Origin of the sequence: Pseudalkalibacillus sp. SCS-8 (assembly GCF_040126055.1) — a bacterium.
GTDB lineage: Bacteria > Bacillota > Bacilli > Bacillales > Fictibacillaceae > Pseudalkalibacillus > Pseudalkalibacillus nanhaiensis.
Genome location: NZ_CP143541.1, coordinates 1,251,711 through 1,272,089, shown reverse-complemented (window position 1 = coordinate 1,272,089; position 20,379 = coordinate 1,251,711). Strand labels below are relative to the sequence as shown.

Genomic DNA, 20,379 nt, shown 5'->3' with positions numbered 1-20,379 from the left:
CCTCCTTTCTATGGCAGCTTTACGAGGTGTCCGCCATCAAAAAAGTATAGGTACTTCTCCTTACAAGGCTTTTTCCAAATTGCTTCAATCGCCTTTGAATAGAGCTGCAATTGTAAGGCATACCTTTTTTCTAAAATAGGCCGCGCCTTTTCATAGTTTTCAAATCGATGCGAGATTGCATCTGTTTTATAATCCAATAGAATGAATCCGTCCTCTTCTTCAATAACGCTATCCATCACACCTTGGACAAGCACGGACTCTTCTCCGTCACCCTTCCAATCTCCATACGCCTCAGATGCTGGCAAAGCAAGACTGAAAGGAACCTCTTTATGAACTTTGCTTGCCTGCTGTAAGCGCCTGCCAAGGTCTGTCTTGAAGAATGCCTCGATTGAATCTACTTCAATGGCATCTGCTTGGACGGAAGTCATGAATTCTTGATTCACCAGTTTGGCAATGGTTTCTCTGATCGTTTCTTGAGTTACATTTCCATTTGTAGCTACATGCTGCATGACAAGGTGCATAGCTGTCCCTTTTTCAGCGGCGGTCATCGACTTTTCCTGTAAAAAGCTAGGCCGTTCGCTGATTGTACTACGGAATTGGCTGATGAAGGTCGTGTCTCCGTATTCATCACGCGTTTCAAAATTCCTTTTCAGTTCGGTCACCGACTGTTTAGACATATGTCTTTTCGAGTGCTGATAAGGATATTCCCATGATAATTTGGAGTGAATTTGGTCGTTTTCTTCAACCTCAACCTTTTCCCACTTTTTAATCTTATCAAGTCGCTCAGCCTGCTCATCAACCTTCTCTTCAGCATCGACAACAATTTCTGCTGATGGGATGATCTGAACCTCCCAACGTCCTTGAACCTCTGCAGCACGATTATCAACTTGGACGAGGCCACCGCCGATCCGCTTACGAAGGTCATCCATACTCGGATGCCGGATGACGGCAGGCCCGATCCAATCCAGATAGGATTTTGCCGTCGCTCGATCAAGATCAGGTAATAACCACCCATCGCGAGCTAGGACAAGCTGCCATTGTTTCAGTTCTTTGTCTAAATCTTTGACTGCTCCAACAAGGATAAGCTTCTCTTTTGCTCGTGTCAGTGCAACATAGAGAATTCTCATCTCTTCTGCTACCATCTCCATACGGAGGCGCTTTTGTATCGTCAACTGAGGGAGCGTCGGATAACTGATCCGAAGTTTTGGATTCATGAATTTTGCTCCAAAACCAATTTCTTTATGAAGAAGAAATCCGCCCCTCAAGTCCATTTCATTGAACCGTTTATTCAAGTTCGCAAGCATCACGACAGGAAATTCCAATCCTTTGCTCTTGTGGATTGTCATGATGCGTACCACGTCTTCCTGTTCCCCAAGGGCACGTGCTGCTCCTAGATCCTTACCCTGATCCTTCATCCGCTCTATGAATCTCAGGAATCGGAACAATCCTCTAAAGGAGGTCTTTTCGTACTGTCTTGCCCGATCATATAACGCTCGTAAATTCGCTTGCCTTTGTTGTCCTCCAGGCATACCGCCTACATAATCGTAATAACCCGTCTCTCTATAAATCTGCCAAATCAAATCTGATAAATCTCCCTGGCGGGCTTTTGTCCGCCAACGTTGAAGCTGATTGTAGAAATGGGTTACTTTTTCTCTGGCAGCTTGATTGTTTGATTGATTCATATACGCAACAAGGGCTTCGTAATACGATCCTTCCTTGTCCGCAATCCTCACCTCTGCCATCTCTTCTCCTGTGAGGGCGATAATCGGTGAACGGAGAACAGATGCCAAAGGAATATCTTGATAAGGATTATCGATGACCTGTAAAAGTGACATCATGATGGAGACCTCGACAGCCTCGAAATAACCTGTTGATAAATCAGCATAGGCAGGGATGCCCTGCTTTTTGAATTCTTCTTGGATTGTCGGGGCTGCCGTTGCAGTCGATCGAAGCAGGATGACAATGTCCCTGTAAGTGATTGGACGATATGCTTTGAGTTTTGCATCATACACCTGATACGGTTCTTGTTGTTCATTATGACCGATCAGTTCTTTGATCCGAGTGGCCATATATCGCGCCTCTAATTGAATCGACTGGAGGTTTTCAATATCCTCTTCGGAATCGTTTGCCTCGTCCTTCCGATTGATGAGCGCTAGTTCCGTTCTGGATTGCTCACTTTCCGGAAACTCTGCTCCTAAACGAAGCTTTGCATCATCATCGTATTCGATTTCACCTACAGCTTCATTCATGATTTGCTGGAACAAGAAATTGGTACTGTCAATCACGTCTCTTCGACTACGGAAGTTCCGTGATAAATCGATACGGACTCCTTCTCCAGGGTCTGAGTCTTGAAACCGCTTGTACTTATCCAAGAAAAGTGAGGGCTCTGCCAACCGGAATCTGTAAATGCTCTGCTTCACATCTCCCACCATGAATAAATTGGACCCCTGACCAGGTTCCTTTGTCACTAATTGGACAATCGACTCTTGGACCAGGTTTGTGTCCTGATATTCATCAACGAGAACTTCAATGAATTTTTGTCTGTATTCTTTTGCTGCTTTCGAAGGAATCAATCGTTCTTCCGTACTTTGCTCATCCGTCAAAATCGCAAGACAATAATGCTCAAGGTCGGAGAAATCGACAATCCCTTTTTCTTTCTTCATCGCTTTGAACCGTTGATCGAACGATTTGACTAGTCCAACCAATGTATGTAAAACAGGTGCCAGTTCACGGATGTGCTCTACATATGATTCCGGTCGTCGGTTGAACAGATCCTCCTTCAAGCCATCCACATGCTTTTTCACACGATCTCGCATTGATTTGACAAGGTCCTTCAGATCATCATCGTAATCCTCACCTTTACAAGCCTTCAATCGTGAAAAGTTGAGGGACTGGAAAGCGTGGTACAGAGAAGTCCACGATTGCGTGCCCGCATCCAGCAATGCCCGGATCTGCTGCTCATCATCCTGGATCGTTTCGAAGTAAGGAGAAGGGCCCCCTGGTGCCAGAGCTTGTTCCTTCGCTTGTTCCAAGATTTCCAGCATCCCCCTCAATTGCAGATTCACATCCTGCAGCAACTCTTTTGTCCAGCTGAGGTCGTCGATCGTATCGACTTCTTCACTTGCCATATACATCCCTAACATGTTTTCCAGCCACATATTCGGCCATGGGTAACTACGAGAGAAATCATATAGCCTTAAAATCATGCGTTGAATTTCATGGTCTGCCCGGTCATCACTGAAACGATCGACAAGGTCATAGAAGGCTTCATTCCCTTCACGACCGTATTCCTCCTCCAATAATTCCTCAAGGGCTTCCTGACGTATGAGCTCAACTTCTGTTTCATCAGCGATCCTGAAGTTTGGATCCAGATCCAATTGATAATAATACTTTCTGAGCACTTCGATACAGAAGGAGTGCAACGTGGATATGGAGGCTCGATTCAACAACGTGAGCTGACGTCGGATATGAAGCGATCCTGGTCTTTCCTTCAATGCCTTTTCCAATGCTACTCCGATTCGTTTTCTCATCTCAGCTGCCGCTGCATTTGTAAAGGTGACGATCAAAAGCCGGTCGACATCCACACCGTCTTTTTCCGTCAATCGACGGATGATCCTTTCAACAAGAACAGCTGTCTTACCAGAACCCGCAGCTGCTGCGACCAGAATGTCTTCTCCTCTAGCTGTAATCGCATGCCATTGTTCATCTGTCCATTGGGCTCCTTCAGGCTTCGGGATAACTTCACGCATTTCCATCTCCTCCTTTCTTTTTGAACAAATTGAATAATTCATCTTCTTTCATATCTTTCAGGATTCGATAATCGTTTTCTTCCAGCGAGTGATCGAATTGACATACCGACCGGAATGAACAGTACGTGCACGGAGTCTTTTTTTGCATTTCATAAGGTGAGATATCAATATTACCATTCATGATATCTGAACCGATCGAACCGATTTTTGACCGTATAAATGAGCGGACATCATCGAATTGTTCCTTTTCCATTGTCGAGGATCCTTTTCGGAAGCTTCCATCCTTTTTAGTCGCGACTGGGATGATTTCAGAGAAACCATCAATCGTCTTATCCATCATTTTTACGACTTCCTCATCATCCAGAACGTACCCCTTCATTTTGAATTTCTTGAAAAGTTCTTTTTCAATCTCTTCAAGAGTCAAAAGTTTTTTGGATGAATGGACAGGATCATGAACGTGGAAGTACAGGACACCTGCTGGTTCGGCAGATTTCCCTAACCACGTGTCTGAGTAAGTCAAAACGACATCCAGATAGGTAAGCATCTGCAAAGCGATTCCATAATAGACCTCAGACAGGTTCAACCCTCTCTGACTCGATTTATAATCAATCACTCTTAGAAGCAGGTCATCATCTTTCGTTGCGGCATCGACTCGGTCAATCCGTCCAACCACTTCCATCGTCGTACCATCCTGCAGCTTGTACTTCAAAGCAGGGATACGTTCATTCATGCCGAATCCAAGTTCAAGCCCGACAGGAGAGAACCCACTCGCTTTAGCTTGTTCACTAAGAGCATAAGAGGCTCGCCCTACGACATTTTTCAGTTTTCGCTTAATATACTGATAGCGGTTGGAACTGAGAAGGATTTGGCTTTGTAATCGTGGAGCGAGCTTTTCAACCACTTCCCCTGCAATCCGATAGCAGTCGGATGCAGACAACTCCCTCCAGTCCATTCTTCTTTGCTTCAAGATATCCGCCATTTCTTTCAATGCAGCATGAAATAGCTGTCCGATGTCTGGTGCTTCAAGGCGGAACAATTGTCTTTCTTCCAGTTTGAGTCCGTAGCTTGCAAAATGGGAAAATGGACAGGACTGATGCCTTTCCATCCTGGATACACTCGTTTTCAACTGGTCTCCGTACAATTCCTTACTCGTTTTACCAGTAAGCTTTTGTGCCTTGTTTTCATAAAAGAGACTGTGTATTGTCCGTTCTGCTGTTTTCGACCAGCCGGTGTCATCCACGAACCAATTGTATACATGCCACCATTCCGCTGAGATTGGATACCCTTTCTGCCAATGGCGCAACTGGTTCGTCAAGAACGATAAGGTTCTTCCAGGACGTGCGATGAAACGTTCAATCGCTTCCTCACTTTCATTCGGTTCCTGCATGAGCAGTCTTTCATTCTGCTCTGGAAACAACTCTTTCAATTGATTGATAAGAATGGATGGGACAAGCCCCTTCCCTTCTTCGTCAGCTAATGGATACGAAATGTACAAGTAATCCGATGCACTAGAGAGAGCCATGTAAATCAAGAAATTTTCATCGAGTAGATTTTCCCTTGCTGTCGGTGCCATTTCCACCCCGAGTGTTTTCAACGCCTCACGATCATCCTCAGAGAATATGCCATCCTCGGATGGCTTCGCAGGTAAAACACCATCATTCACGCCAATGATGAAACTGCATTTGACATCATAAAACCGAGATCGATCAAGACTTCCGATAAGGACCTGATCAATGGATGGCGGGACGAGTGCGAAGCGCATCGACTCCAGGCCTGTATCCAGCATCTTATTGAATAACTCGAGGCTTAACGGTTCATCACCTACGATTTCGACCATCTGTTCCATCAAGTCAACGACTGCCTTCCAAACCTGATCATGCTCTCTCGCCAAGCTCAATTCACCATTTTCTTCTGCCTTCAAGCGCCAGCTTTCCAGCTTACGAGGAACTTGCAGGTATTCCAAATAGAGGTAAAGGGCTTCGCATAGCTCCTTTCCATTTTTCGCCTCCCTCAGGTCCCGTTCCAATCGGGCTAAAGGATCCGCAATCATTTGTCGTGCACGATTAATCAATTGTTCTTTTTCAAGCTCGGCATCTGTTTGTGTTCCTATGGCAGCATCGAGGGAACTGAATTTCCGATAAACCCAGTTTTCACGACTCGTCCATCGCTTCTTTCCATGGATTCCATGAGCCAGTACATGATTTTCAAGCTGATCCACGCGTTCCCTAAGTTCTTTCGTATTCCATTTCTCATCATCAAATAACAAATCCGTTTTCACACAACGAAAGACTGCATCGTAGCGCCAATTTTGCAGGACGACGTCAAGACTTGAACGGATGCATTCAATTAAAGGGTGGTGAAGCATGGATCGCTTTTGGTCAAGGAAATAAGGAATCTCGTAATCTTCGAATAGCGTCTCCAACAAATCGGAATAGGTTGAAGCATCGCGAACGAGTATTGCAATGTCCCGATAGCGGTAGCCTGATTTATGTACGAGCTCTTGTATGTCCCTTGCTACCCCTTCAACTTCAGCACGCCGATTGACAGCACCGCTTATTTGAACAGATGATTCACCATAGTAAGGAATGACCGGACGTTCATGATAATAGTTTTCCAAATGCCTGATGGATGGGGAGTGGTCAAATCGATATGTATGTTCGAGGACATGCAGCGGTTCTATTTCCACTCCTTCCTCCATCGCAATTTCTTTTATTTTATGATAGGTGGTGTGTGTCATCCTGAATAAATCCAAGTCAGATGGTTGATGTTCGGTTGGCTCGTCCATCGTGAGCGTAAGCGTCATACGATCCGCCTTTTTCATCAGCGCCCGTATGACACCGATTTCTTGTGGCGTATAACTATGGAAGCCATCGATCCATACGTCACAATCCTCGAAGAATGTGGAAGATGGCATCTTTTCTTCCAGCAGACGAAGATAGTCCTCGGAATCGACATATTGGTTGACTAGGATCTTGTCCAACTCATGATAAATGATATGTAAATCGTGCAGCTTGTCCTTCAATAGACTTCTGTCATCGGATTCATCAAGCAATTTATTTTCCAATTGTTCAAGATCGCCAGCACCTAAACAATACCTCTTGAATTCCTTGATCATCTCTTCAAGCAATTCATAAAATCCATTCTGCTCAGATGATTTATGAAAAATGACCAGTTCATTTTTCAGCTTTTCAACAACTTTCCTGAGCAACATGTTCATCCCGGTTGAATTTACATGATACCGGGTCAACCCTCCGGTCTCTTGCAACACTTTCAATGCGAGGCGGGAAAAACTAAACACCTGTGCACGAATCATTCCGCCAAGTCCAGGTGTTTTCGCTAGCTCGTATTCCATTTGAAAGGTCATTTGATCAGGCACGAGCATAACAATGGGTTTGCCCGTTGGAGCGTTATGTAGTTCTTGTCTGATTTCATCAAGACAGACCGTAGTCTTACCTGTACCGGATCTTCCGACCATGAATCGGACCGACATATCCATTCCCCTTTCCGTCTCAAAAATCGTATTCTTTATTATCTCATTTTTTCATGTGATTTTGTAGTTTATGAATGTTGGCAAGTATTGATAATTCACTTTAGGAGCTTTTGGTGTTTCGCTCTTGCCAATTGAGGCCTAAAAATAATTTTTGCAGGGACAATTCAGCTTGATTACGGAGGTGGAAATTGGAATATTTGATGATTTCATGATAGCCGCGAACGAAAACATTGTATTCAGAAGTGTCTTCATGATACCGATGGAAGGTCACCTTGATATTTCGTTTTTTCATTTCGATTCTTGTTCGGTGGAGCTCTTGTGTGATCTCCCTCATCTTCGCTTCAATCCAAAGCACGTAGGGCTGTGTAAACTTGAGTGGTGCTTTTTGAAAAATCAACAAGTCCCGATTCAAGATCGTAAGGAGCATCGGATAAAGGATGAATCTGTCAATAAGCTGATTCTCTTCCTTTGTTGCATACATGAGATCCTCCCTCCTTAGCCGGCAGTATGCGAATTGCCACGTGATATAGGTAGAATACGGCATGAGAGAATTCGATCAACACAGAACGAACGGGTCTGTTTCCTCATTGAACAATACCCGGTCACAGTCTTTTCTGTCATGGATGACAGCCAGACAACTCGTTGGGTGATGGTCTCATCAGCTGACAAATAAACGATTTCAATCGGTTTTTTATGTTCCAGTGCTCTGATCAACATTCTCCTCATGCTGTTCCCTCCCTTAAAATTAGTATATACGAACATTCGTTCTGTATGCAACGAAATTAATTTGGTAACATTAACCGTAGGAGAGCATGAGATAAGACAGAAAAAAGGGTGACCCTAAGCATCTGACTAGATGATGTTAGGGCACCCTTATATGAAGAGAACTTTGCATATTATACAGCTTTGTGCCACATCGTCCACCGACCGATTTCATGAAAACCGAGACGTTTGTAAATGGATCCTGCAGCCGGATTATCATAGAAGAGACAAAGCGATTTCTCTTCTTCTAAAAGATCATGGCAGAGCATGCTCAAACACTTGGATGCTAGACCTCGATTCCGGTGCGAAGCTGCTGTGCACACACCGATGACCATCGCAGAAAGTGAATTTTCAGCAGTGGTGGAGACACTTGCAATCGCTTTGTCGTCCTCAGTCATAAAATATGTACGTCCACTTCCTGATCGGATAGCTTGAATAAGCCCTTCACGTGAAGATACAGAGTCGGAAAATTCCTCAATCGACGTTCTTAATGAGAGAATTTTATCAACGTCGTTCTCATCCGCTACCTGGATTTCAGAACGGTCCATATCGTTCTCAAGAGACTTGTTATCAACAAGTTCAGCGAAATACATGCTCCTTTTCTTTCCGACTGGGAGGAGTCCTTCAAACTGGTTGACGATCTCTTCCTTTCCAGAAAGGATCTGAAATTGCTCATGCTTCTTCATGATTTCTGCAAATCCATGTACATTGAACTTGCCTCTTGAATATGGGAGGAAATTTTCATTGTAACGTAGTAATACGGCATTCAATTCGTCCCCAATCCATTCTCCCCATAGTTGTTGAAACGACGTCTCGTAACCAAAGTTCTCAATATCTCCGATTATAAAAAGGTTCAATGCTGGTTCCTCACTTAGGAATTCCATGACATTCGCATGATCTTGCTCTGTTAATAAACGTATCATTCCCCATCCCCCTAAATCATGAACGTATGACCATTTTACATAAATGGTAAAATGATGCAACCCTTTTATAGGTTTATAATTCTCGTCTTCTCCATTAGAATGCAATCCTCCCATTTCCCTTCATGCTTTTCATGCGCTTTCAATTCTTTCACTCGTCTGAATCCGCATTTTTCGTAGCAACGTAGAGCCCGTTCATTCCGTTTCCTCGGGTCCATTACAACTTTTTTTGCCCCCCATTCCTCGAATAGGAAATCAACGATTAAGAGGATGAACGACGAGCCGATTCCTTTGTTTTGATACTTCAATTCGCCAATGAATTGGTCCATCCCGAAAATAGGTTCCTCATCAATATATCCATAAAGCCTTTTTTCTTTTTCAGATAAGGGGTAATATTGAACATAACCGATAGGAGTATCTTCTAGAAGAATGAGATTCCTATTTACACGTTCATCAGCCCCTGAAAAGAAATGTTGTTTGACCCGCTCAGCATCGTGAGCCTGATCTCGGCCTTCGTACCACTCAAGTACTTCCGGATCACTCAACCATTTTGTCATATAAGGGATATCTGTCTCTTGCAATGGTCGTATATAAAACGGTCCTTTCTCAATCATGCGATCATCTCCTTAAAAGTGAACGAGGTTAGAAGATTACAAGTCGTTACGAATAATGTTGTGAGAATAATTTGGAGGTCAGCTTATGAAGAATCATTCCTCTCTCCGTTACCTTCTGTTTTTATTTGGTTATGGCGTGCTAATCATGTTGGGATTTCAATTGGAATCCCAGATTCAAATCCGTGCAGAGAAGCACTTCTTACTTACACCTGTATTTTACTATTCCATTCTGTTTCCGATCGTCATCGGTATTTTAATGGCAATCCCTTTACATATCCAATCTCTCAGGAATCGGAATTCATGGCACCTGAATTGGCGGAAGTTGATTATTTTCGGCATTCCTTCGCTATTGATCCTGCTTTTTCCTGCTTATTACTTCACCCTTCTCGCCTGGGGCGATGTTTTAGGTTTCGCTGATTTGTTATTTGGCAATGATCGACTGCATTTTCTTTCTGGAATCGTTTTAGGTTTCACCATTATAAATAGTATAGAAGTTAGAAGACCATCTGAAGAATAAGTATCAAGGAGGTTATAATCGATGAAAGTGGAAACGTATATTCAAAGCTTGTTCACTCCCGATGACAAAGAATATGGCCACATAACAAATAAAATGATAGAAATCGGAATGCCTACAATCTCTGTATCTCCAGAGACTGGTAAATTACTAACTTTACTTGTCAAAATGTCAGGCGCGAAAAAGATGCTGGAAATTGGTGCCTTAGGAGGCTACAGCGGAATTTGTCTTCTCCGTGGAAATGAAGAAGGAAGCTTGACCTCATTGGAACTGGAAGAAATTTATGCAAAAGTGGCCAAAAAGCACATCGAGGAGGCGGGTTTCAACGGCCGCGTTGAAATGAAAACCGGGCCGGCTCTCCAATCGTTGAAAGAACTTGAAAAAGAAAATACCGAGTTTGACTTCTTCTTCATTGATGCAGACAAAGAAAATTACGTCCATTATTTGGATCTTTGCATAAAACTCTCAAAGCCTGGTTCAATCATCACAGCTGACAATACGCTGTGGAGTGGCGAAGTTCTAAATGAAGCAACGACTGATAAAGACACGCGAGCTTTACAAGCTTATAACCAAAAGGTCGCTGAAGATCCAAGACTTGAAAGTTTGTTGATTCCAATCGGTGACGGCCTGACGATCGCAAGAGTCAAATAAAGATCAAAAAAAAGAACTGATCATCACGTGATGAATCAGTTCTTTTTATATCTCATCTAAATGTAAGAAATCTTACTGAAAGTCCATCACTTTTATATCTACAATATTTAAAAAGGATTTCGGCGATACACATTGAAGTTTTACTATAGCTGATAATGAACTAGAGGGGGGAAAGGATGGATACACCACTCATAGAAGGAATCACAAAAGAGTATCTGCAAAATATCATTCAAAATGTGAACGGTATGATTTTCACCTTCCATAAGACGGACGACGGTCGTTTCATCCATACATTTTGTGAAGGAAAACTACTTAAAAAGATGAACTTGACTACAGAGCAGATTGTTGGAAATGAATTGAAAGCCTTCATGCCACAAAAGTCTGCTAATGCAAAAGGGAAGCTTTATGAACGCGCATGGGGCGGTGAAGCTTTCTCTTATGAAGGATTCGACCGGAATGTGTCCTATATTGTTACGTTAAGTCCTGTGCGTGAAAATGGAGAAGTTGTCCAAGTCATTGGCACCTGCATTGATATACAGGACCGGAAAGAGAAAGAGAATGATCTCGAAATGAATCGGGAGCATCTTAAATCGTTCTTTACGTATAACCCTGACCCCATTTTCTCCCTGGACAGCAATGGCTATTTTACGAGTGTAAATGAAGCAGGGGAAATCATGACCGGTCATAGTGAAAATCAAATGAAAAAGAGTACTTTCCTCCCTTATATCACCCCTGACTACAAGGCTAACGCAATTACAAACTTCCATAGAGTCATGCAAGGAGAATCACTTACATTCAGGAGTGCAATCATGAATGCAAGAGACGAGCGGATTGAATTGAGAGTGACGGCTGTTCCGATTGTCGTACAAGGAAAAATCAAAGGAGTATATGGCATCGCTCGAAATATTACCGAACAATTGGAATATCGTGCTGCACTTGAACAAAGTGAAGAGCGGTATCGGAATCTTGTTGAAAACTCGCCTATTGCCATCGCCGTTAATGTTAATGATCAGTTGAGATATACAAATCCAGCATTCGTCAAACTGTTTCAAGCTAGGGACAGGAATGAACTGATTGGACGGTCGAAATGGACACTGATCCCTGAACAATATCATGATTGCATCGCTACTCTCGAAGAGACTCTAGAAAATCTTGAATTCCATTATAAACGGAGAGAAGGAAAAATCTTACGTTTGGATGACAAACAAATTGACGTGGAAATGACTGCAATGCCGATTCATTTTGAAGGGGAAAAAGGAATTCTCGTCATGCTGTCTAACATCAGTGAACGGAAAAAAATCGAAAAAGAAGTAAAACGGATCAGTCAACAGAACGAAATGATCCTTAATACTGCCGGAGATGGCATACTAAGTATCACAAGCGATCTTACAATCAACTTCGCAAATCTCGCAGCTCTCGACCTACTCGGTTATGAGAAGGAAGAGTTGATTGGACAACCTGTTTCCCTCCTTTTCAATCCATCGAAGAAATTAGATAAATTTGATGATTCTACGAAAAACTGGGCGGTCTATAAAGAACGGAACCAATGGATTCAACGAAAGGAAGAACAGCCGATTCTTGCGGATATCACCATCACACCCATATTGGAAGACGAAGAACGCAATGGTACAGTACTCGTCATTAAAGATATCACGCAACAAAAAAAGCTGGATGAATTGATGATCCGTTCCGATAAGTTATCTGTCCTAGGGGAACTTGCGGCAGGAATCGCGCACGAAATTCGAAATCCACTTACTTCCTTAAAAGGCTTCATCCAATTGATCCAATCCATAACTGATAATCGTTATGATGATTATTGCACGATTATGCTGGATGAGCTTGAACGGGTCAATGGCATCGTGGGTGAGTTTCTTATGCTTGCAAAGCCCCAGCACTCAGCATTATCAAAAGCGAATCCGACACAGCTATTGCAAGAGGTCGTTTCTTTCCTAAACTCGGAAGCGATCATGCATAATGTCAATATCCATGAGGACTATTCAACGGATACCGCATCGATACTTGCAGAAAGCAGTCAACTGAAACAGGTATTCATCAATTTATTGAAAAATGCCATCGAATCGATGGAGCAAGGTGGTAATATCTACATCTCCATAGTTGAAGATTCGAATAATATGGTGAAAATCACCATTCAAGATGAAGGCTGTGGAATTGAAGAACAGCGTCTGAAAACGCTGGGACAACCGTTCTACACGACAAAAGAACGTGGCACTGGTTTAGGCTTGATGATCTGTTACAAGATCATCGAACATCACAATGGAAAACTGACTTTCATGAGTAAACTTAATGTCGGCACGATTGTAGAAATCCTACTCCCCCTCGAATTTTCCAACGAAAGCGTTTAATAAGCACCCTGTTTGGGTATCGCTAACGGTAGTATACACATTTGCCTGATTGACAACAGACTCGGACAATTTGTATAATTACCTTAGAATTACAAAGGGGAGTAGCTTTCACGATAATGTCGTCATTTCAGAGATTTTTTCTCTCGGCATTATCGGCAACTCGACGTTGTTAGCAAGACCTTTGCCTCTAATGGTAAAGGTCTTTTTGCGTTTTCTTAAAGACTTTGACTGGAACCATTCAGAGGGATTCGAGTCTTTTTCCATATTGAAAGGAGTTTTTACAGTGGAATCTTTATGGTTAGAGTATGCTTGGACCCTTTTAATCCTTGTTGGGCTTGAAGGCTTGCTATCTGCTGACAACGCACTCGTCATGGCTGTTATGGTAAAACATCTTCCGAAAGAACAACGGAAGAAAGCACTCTTTTATGGCATACTAGGAGCCTTCGTCTTCCGATTTGCAGCCCTATTCCTCATTACATTCCTCGTCAATGTTTGGCAGGTGCAAGCAATCGGTGCAGCGTACTTGATTTATATCGGTGTGAAACATCTTTATAAACAACGGAAAAAGAACCAGGAAGAAGATGAAGTCGGCAAAGTTGGACAGAACGTCGACAAAAAAGGGTTTTGGAAAACCGTTATCCAAGTCGAGCTTGCAGATATCGCGTTTGCTGTGGATTCCATTCTTGCAGCAGTCGCGCTGGCCATCGCCTTGCCTGAAACACCACTTCCAGCGATAGGTGGTATGGACGGTGGACAATTTGCGGTCATCTTCCTCGGAGGTCTCATCGGTCTGTTGCTGATTCGTACAGCAGCAACCTATATATCCAAAGTATTGAAGAAGCGCCCAGGGCTCGAAACAGCGGCTTACTTGATTGTTATCTGGGTAGGTGTGAAGCTTGTCATTCATACAATCGCCCATCCTAATATTGGCTGGATTGATGAACACTTCACCCACAGCGTAGGCTGGAAATTGACCTTCTATGGTATCTTGATTGCAATCGCGATCGGTGGATGGGTCCTCTCAGGACAGAATAAAGAAACAGAGAACAAAGGTAGAAGGTCGACGAATCGACCAGAAAATGCTTAACAATAAAACTGAGCTCGTGAATTCGATTGAATTTACAGCTCAGTTTTTTATACGTGTCTCTCTATACATCTGACTATAATTAATATTCTTTCCATTTCACCAAGTGAGGATTTTCATCTAAGATAGACAAATATTGTTCAAGGGATCCATAAATCCCTTTAGGGTCAGCTTCCATATAGCGTTTATATTTTTCAAGACGGTCCTCCGGCCTCATCCATCCTAGATGTTTTAGACGCAAGTCGGAAAGACCATTGTATAGAGAAAAGATGTTGCTAGGAAATCTGCCACAGTGTACAGGAGCCTCTTTCCATTTATAGTCGAAATCCTTGTTAAAGCGAATTAATAATGGACGGTATCCCAAATGTGCTTTCCAATATTGATCCTCACGATAATGAGTGTCACTCCAAAAATCGAAAAGACGGAAGGATAATACATCGTAAGGAGTAGTTCGTAACAGAGGTCTGATTTCATCCTTAAACTTTGGTTCAAACATTTCATCTGCATCTAAGTTTAAAATCCATTCAGGTTCTGACCGGATCGTTTCTATCCATTGTTGTTTTCTTAGATCAATTTCCTTATTAAATTTCGATTGTGAATTCTGTATTAGTCGAACAGGAAAGTCACTTAATACCTCCCTGCAAATTTCCGCTGAATCATCTGTACTTCCATCATCAATGATGACTGCCTCATCAATGTAATGAATATGTTCTTGCAATACTCTCCTTAAGAATTTTCCACTTTCATTTTTGATAACCATAGATAAGGTTATCTTCGGCTCACTTTCACTTATCAAATTTATATTGGGAAAACCTTCTTCACAATTTGTTCGTTTCAGAAAGTGCTTCCCTTCTTCAAGATCCGTTTCTCTATATACATGGAAGGCAGGGTAAGCCGTATCGACAAATAAGGTAAAACCTAAAGCAGCTGCTCGAATACAGAAATGTCGGTCCTCACCCCAAAAGGAAAGATTGTAGATCGGATCGAAGTTCACTCCAGAGCTGAACGCCTTTTTACTAATCAGCGTACAAGCCCCCAAGCCTCCGACTTCATAAACTCCTGGTTTTCGAAGCATATCCATGAATGCTTGATACCTGTCATTGATTTCTTCTTCTGATAGGTTCTCCCCACGTTCTTGTCTCCATTGGGTATATTCGTCTATTAACCAAACCTGAGGCTGGGGAGCGGATTCAGGCTGCCATTTAGTCCAAAACACTTCAGAAATGATATCTTTTTCACAATTAATAAGGTGTTTTAAGGTATTGGGATGTAACAGGATATCCGAATCAAGCAAAAAAAGGAAATCGACTTCATGATTATTCGCTTCTTCTATCATCCAATTCTTAAAGAAAGCAACCTTCCATATGAGTTTCTCATTCCACCGATGGGTTATGTCATCACATATATATTCATCAACTAGGACTGATTGTAGGATTTCGACGCGCTCATTATTGTTCTTGAAATCTAACAACAAATCGCTCGATTCTTTGTTTTTATTATCATCAATGAGTAGGTAGCTAATCTCTAGTTCTGAAAGATACAACGTTTGAAGAGATTTTAGAAAGAGTTTCAAAATTTCAGGTTTCTGATGGATAGGGCAACCGATCAACACTTTCTTTTTAGCACCCATCTGCAGACCCTGCATTCACATTCGATGTAAACAATATTGATTCCAGGTAGGTCTTATTATGAAGGATAGATGGATCGTTGGGTCTATATTGGGATGCAATTTCATTATGATGGTAAGCCATATCATAGTCACCAATCCGGTCATAACAAACACAAAGCTGTAAATTCGGAAGCCATGTATTAAAGGAGGGAGATTTGAATCCCCAATTCTCATCATCAACTTCACATTGAATGGCTTGTTTATACCAATGGATGGCAGTATGATATTCTTCCTTGTTTAAAAAATGGTATCCTAGTCTACAGCAGAACTCCGGTCTAGGGATATCATACTTGAAGGAGTGTAAGACAGCATCCAATTCTTTTTCATGATTCCCCATATGATGGTAGCAATCTGCGAGTCTTCCACATGCGACAATATTGTCTTCTACCCACCCTTTCCCTGATGAAAGGAACTTCTCATAGTAGTCAATCGCTTTTTCATACTGTTGGTGATCCTTCAGCTCATTTGCATAATAAAACAAATCACGAATTGTTAACGGATTTCCTTCCTTCAATTGTTGTTCATAGATCAAGAGATTTCGGTCATGATCATGTTTTTCACTCAGGTGGGTCAATGAGATATCACTGTTAAGGATGTTTCCCCCCACCTCCAAGTACTCATGTACCATCCCATGCCACTTGAAACCGTTTGACCTTTTTACGAGTCGGTTCCTTCTTATGACCGAGGTGATATTGCCATTCTCATCCATACCGAGAATATATTTCATTGTTACAGAATCAATTGAAGGATCAAGGTTCTCTTTCAGTTCCGCTAGTTTTCTTCGTTCTTCTTCTAGAAATACATCATCCGCATCCAGCCACAAGATGTACTCTTTGGTTGCTCGTTCAAAAGAAAAGTTTCGTGCTTTAGCGAAATGATTTTCCCATTTGAAATCGTAAACCCTCTCTGTATATTTGGAAACGATTTCTTTGGTACGGTCAGTCGAGCCTGTATCAACGATATTGATTTCATCCACGACATCTTTGACGGAGTTCAAACATCTCTCAATCGTTGCCTCTTCGTCTTTCACGATCATACATAAACTGATTGAAACCATTCGTTCTCCCTCCACCTGATTTATTCTTCGTAAATCAAAATTAAACCAACTTGAAAATGGTAATCGATGCAGACGTCCCGTCGGTATCCCCGCCCATACTGTTCGACAGGGTCACACTCCCCCCGGTAGATGTGTCATTTACAAGGGTGAGGGTGTCTCCAGCATTAGCAGAAAAGGTAGTCGTACCGTAGTTCGAGGAAAGCGTCCCTACTCCGTATCGACTTCCAGCGAGAGGAGTTCCATTTAGGTGTAAGGCAAATTGGTTCGCTTCCATTACAGATAAACGCCAGATCGCCCTATAAGTACCCGTTTCGTTCAAGGTGAACGTATCTGTGCCTGCAGTGTGGCTCACTGCTCCCCCATTACTTGGACCATTAAAATCAAAGGTCACTGATCCTCCACTTGCAACAGCTTCTGTCCCAGTATGATAGGAGTAAAAAAATTGGTTGCTAGCTGAAGCACCTGTCGCTCCCGTTGCCCCGGTCGGACCTGTGGGACCGGTTGCTCCAGTTGGACCAGTTGGCCCATTTGAGCCTGTTGTTCCAGTGGCGCCAGTCGGTCCGGTTGCCCCAGTGGCTCCTGTTGCGCCAGTCGGTCCGGTTGCCCCAGTGGCTCCTGTTGCTCCAGTCGGTCCGGTTGCCCCAGTGGCTCCTGTTGGGCCTTGTTCTCCTTGTGGACCTCTTGGACCTCTTTCTCCAACCTCCCCTGTAGCTCCTGTTGGGCCTGTTGCTCCTGTTGCTCCTTTCGGTCCAGCCTCTCCTGCTGTTCCTGTAGCTCCTGTTGGGCCTGTCGCTCCTGTGGCTCCGGTTGATCCAGTATTCCCTGTTCGCCCAGTAGGTCCTGTCGCTCCGGTTATACCAGTTGAGCCCGTTGGTCCAGTTGCCCCTGTAGCTCCTGTGGTTCCTGTTGCCCCTGTAGCTCCCGTGGCCCCTTTTTCTCCCTGAGCTCCGACCTCTCCGGTGGCTCCCGTTGCTCCGGTGTCTCCTTTTTCTCCTTGCGCTCCAACTTCTCCGGTCGCTCCAGTAGCACCAGTCGCTCCGGTATCCCCTTTTTCTCCTTGCGCTCCGACTTCTCCGGTTGCCCCTGTGGCTCCTGTCGCTCCCGTGTCCCCTTTTTCTCCCTGGGCTCCGACTTCTCCGGTCGCGCCGGTTGCTCCTGTTGCTCCGGTGTCTCCTTTTTCTCCTTGCGCTCCGACTTCTCCCGTTGCTCCAGTAGCCCCTGTTGCTCCGGTGTCTCCTTTTTCTCCTTGCGCTCCGACTTCCCCGGTGGCTCCCGTTGCCCCGGTGGCTCCTTTTTCACCTTGTGCTCCGACTTCTCCGGTCACTCCAGTAGCACCAGTCGCTCCGGTATCTCCTTTTTCACCTTGCGCTCCGACTTCTCCTGTCGCGCCGGTTGCCCCTGTCGCTCCGGTGTCTCCTTTTTCTCCCTGGGCTCCGATTTCTCCGGTGGCTCCAGTAGCTCCAGTAGCACCAGTCGCTCCGGTGTCCCCTTTTTCTCCCTGGGCTCCAACTTCTCCCGTTGCTCCAGTAGCTCCTGTCGCTCCGGTGTCTCCTTTTTCTCCTTGGGCTCCGACTTCTCCCGTTGCTCCAGTAGCTCCTGTCGCTCCGGTGTCCCCTTTTTCACCTTGCGCTCCGACTTCTCCCGTTGCTCCAGTAGCACCAGTCGCTCCGGTGTCCCCTTTTTCTCCCTGGGCTCCAACTTCTCCGGTCGCTCCGGTTGCTCCTGTCGCACCAGTGTCCCCTTTTTCACCCTGGGCTCCGACTTCTCCGGTCGCTCCGGTTGCTCCTGTCGCACCGGTGTCCCCTTTTTCTCCCTGGGCTCCGACTTCTCCGGTCGCACCAGTTGCTCCTGTCGCACCGGTGTCCCCTTTTTCTCCTTGGGCTCCGACTTCTCCGGTCGCACCAGTTGCTCCTGTCGCACCGGTGTCCCCTTTTTCTCCTTGGGCTCCGACTTCTCCGGTCGCTCCTGTAGCACCAGTCGCTCCGGTATCTCCTTTTTCACCTTGGGCTCCGACCTCTCCCGTTGCTCCAGTAGCCCCTGTTGCTCCCGTGTCCCCTTTTTCTCCTTGGGCTCCGACTTCTCCGGTCGCACCTGTTGCACCAGTCGCTCCGGTATCTCCTTTTTCACCTTGGGCTCCGACTTCTCCGGTCGCTCCGGTGGCCCCGGTGGCTCCGGTATCTCCTTTTTCACCCTGGGCTCCGACTTCTCCGGTCGCTCCAGTGCCCCCTGTGGCACCGGTGTCTCCTTTTTCTCCCTGGGCTCCGACTTCTCCTGTGGCTCCAGTAGCACCAGTCGCTCCAGTGTCCCCTTTTTCTCCTTGGGCTCCGACTTCTCCGGTCGCTCCGGTGGCTCCGGTTGCTCCGGTTGTCCCTGTGTCTCCCGTTGCACCTGTAGGTCCAGTGGCTCCAGTGGCTCCAGTTGCACCGGTCATACTTACTACGATAATTGCACCTGGCGTCCCAGTGGCTCCAGTCGATCCTGTTGTTCCTGTAGCACCTGTTGCTCCAGTTGCTCCTGTTTTTCCTGTTGCACCAGTCGAAGTGACAATAACCGTTCCACCTGCTGGTCCAGTTGCTCCTGTAGCTCCAGTTGCTCCTGTTGGCCCAGTAGGTCCTGTTTTACCTTTTCTAGGAGGTATAGGGCATGGAGTGCAATGAAGAAATCGGCAAGAACAACAAATATAGAAATAATATTCGATTGTAGGATGAAAGAATAAATGTCTTTCATAACACTGGCATCCACAATGAAAACACCTTACACATGTACTGAATAGGTTGACTGGTTTACAATGTAAACAAAACTCAATTTGCCCTCCACCATTCATGCATCCACCCCCCTCTCCATTAAAAAACCAACCCAAAGCAACGGTTGGCTAAAATGAACACAGATGAACCGTCACGGATATATTAAAAAATCTTTTTCCGATCTCGTTCTTCTTTTAAGATTTCTACAGCTTCCCGGAATCGTTGGGAATGGACGATTTCTCTTTCCCGTAAAAAGCTGAGACTATCATTCAAATCAGTATCATCACTCATATTGATGATCCATTGATATGTAGCCCTTGCTTTCTCCTCCGCTGCAATGTCCTCGTACAGATCAGCGATCGGATCCCCCTTGGCTGCAATGTAGCTAGCTGACCATGGGACACCCGCGGCATTACTATAAAATAAGGCGCCGTCATGGTTTGCATAATGCTCCCCTAAGCCTGCTTCCTTCATTTGTTCTGGCGTTGCATCCTTAGTGAGTTTATAAATCATCGTCGCAATCATTTCAAGATGGGCAAATTCCTCTGTACCGATATCGGTCAGCAAACCCACTACCTTATCGGGGATGGTATATCGCTGGTTCAAGTAACGTAACGCGGCAGCCAGCTCTCCGTCAGCTCCACCATATTGCTCAATAAGATATTTCGCTAAACGAGGATTGCATGTACTCACTTTCACCGGATATTGTAATTTCTTCTCATATACCCACATGATTCACTCTCGCCTCCTTTTCATTGAAGA

General features: G+C 44.4%; 14 protein-coding genes. 4 read left to right on the top strand and 10 right to left on the bottom strand.

What is annotated here, in order from left to right; translation table 11 throughout:
* Positions 1-8: 8 nt before the first annotated feature.
* The 6 genes from addA to V1497_RS06565 all read right to left on the bottom strand — a co-directional run bounded on the left by addA (position 9) and on the right by V1497_RS06565 (position 9,535).
* Positions 9-3,749, bottom strand: a complete 3,741-nt coding sequence (gene addA, locus V1497_RS06590) for a helicase-exonuclease AddAB subunit AddA (protein WP_349410182.1) — start codon at positions 3,747-3,749, stop codon at positions 9-11.
* Positions 3,742-7,239 carry a helicase-exonuclease AddAB subunit AddB gene (gene addB / locus V1497_RS06585; RefSeq protein WP_349410181.1) on the bottom strand — a complete coding sequence of 1,166 codons (3,498 nt, stop codon included), beginning with the start codon at positions 7,237-7,239 and terminating at the stop codon, positions 3,742-3,744. The genes addA and addB overlap by 8 nt, the downstream gene beginning before the upstream one ends.
* A 100-nt stretch (positions 7,240-7,339) precedes the next feature.
* Positions 7,340-7,720 carry a hypothetical protein gene (locus V1497_RS06580; protein ID WP_349410180.1) on the bottom strand — a complete coding sequence of 127 codons (381 nt, stop codon included), beginning with the start codon at positions 7,718-7,720 and terminating at the stop codon, positions 7,340-7,342.
* 14 nt (positions 7,721-7,734) lie between these two features.
* Entirely contained in the window at positions 7,735-7,965 is a 231-nt protein-coding gene (locus tag V1497_RS06575; RefSeq protein ID WP_349410179.1) for a hypothetical protein, read from the bottom strand.
* Positions 7,966-8,135: 170 nt separating this feature from the next.
* Positions 8,136-8,924 (bottom strand): GNAT family N-acetyltransferase, encoded by a 789-nt coding sequence (locus V1497_RS06570; protein ID WP_349410178.1) that lies wholly within the window; start codon positions 8,922-8,924, stop codon positions 8,136-8,138.
* Positions 8,925-8,989: 65 nt separating this feature from the next.
* Positions 8,990-9,535 (bottom strand): GNAT family N-acetyltransferase, encoded by a 546-nt coding sequence (locus tag V1497_RS06565; protein WP_349410177.1) that lies wholly within the window; start codon positions 9,533-9,535, stop codon positions 8,990-8,992.
* An 85-nt stretch (positions 9,536-9,620) separates the two neighbouring features.
* Here V1497_RS06565 and V1497_RS06560 point away from each other — a divergent pair, with 85 nt between their 5' ends.
* The 4 genes from V1497_RS06560 to V1497_RS06545 all read left to right on the top strand — a co-directional run bounded on the left by V1497_RS06560 (position 9,621) and on the right by V1497_RS06545 (position 14,150).
* Positions 9,621-10,052 (top strand): hypothetical protein, encoded by a 432-nt coding sequence (locus V1497_RS06560; RefSeq protein ID WP_349410176.1) that lies wholly within the window; start codon positions 9,621-9,623, stop codon positions 10,050-10,052.
* A gap of 21 nt (positions 10,053-10,073) precedes the next feature.
* A complete protein-coding gene (locus V1497_RS06555) occupies positions 10,074-10,700 on the top strand; it encodes an O-methyltransferase (protein ID WP_349410175.1) in 627 nt (208 codons plus the stop codon).
* 176 nt (positions 10,701-10,876) lie between these two features.
* Positions 10,877-13,063 carry a PAS domain S-box protein gene (locus tag V1497_RS06550; protein WP_349410174.1) on the top strand — a complete coding sequence of 729 codons (2,187 nt, stop codon included), beginning with the start codon at positions 10,877-10,879 and terminating at the stop codon, positions 13,061-13,063.
* Positions 13,064-13,346: 283 nt separating this feature from the next.
* Complete coding sequence (locus V1497_RS06545; protein ID WP_349410173.1) at positions 13,347-14,150, top strand: TerC family protein; 804 nt, start codon at positions 13,347-13,349, stop codon at positions 14,148-14,150.
* Positions 14,151-14,229: 79 nt separating this feature from the next.
* Here the strand turns inward: V1497_RS06545 and V1497_RS06540 are convergent, their stop codons facing one another.
* The 4 genes from V1497_RS06540 to V1497_RS06525 all read right to left on the bottom strand — a co-directional run bounded on the left by V1497_RS06540 (position 14,230) and on the right by V1497_RS06525 (position 20,349).
* Complete coding sequence (locus V1497_RS06540; protein ID WP_349410172.1) at positions 14,230-15,777, bottom strand: glycosyltransferase family 2 protein; 1,548 nt, start codon at positions 15,775-15,777, stop codon at positions 14,230-14,232.
* Positions 15,767-16,873 carry a glycosyltransferase gene (locus V1497_RS06535; protein ID WP_349410171.1) on the bottom strand — a complete coding sequence of 369 codons (1,107 nt, stop codon included), beginning with the start codon at positions 16,871-16,873 and terminating at the stop codon, positions 15,767-15,769. The genes V1497_RS06540 and V1497_RS06535 overlap by 11 nt, the downstream gene beginning before the upstream one ends.
* Positions 16,874-16,913: 40 nt before the next feature.
* Complete coding sequence (locus tag V1497_RS06530) at positions 16,914-19,697, bottom strand: collagen-like protein (RefSeq protein ID WP_349410170.1); 2,784 nt, start codon at positions 19,695-19,697, stop codon at positions 16,914-16,916.
* Positions 19,698-19,779: 82 nt separating this feature from the next.
* On the bottom strand, positions 19,780-20,349 hold the full coding sequence (locus V1497_RS06525) for a manganese catalase family protein (RefSeq protein ID WP_349410169.1): 570 nt from the start codon (positions 20,347-20,349) through the stop codon (positions 19,780-19,782).
* Positions 20,350-20,379: the final 30 nt, after the last annotated feature.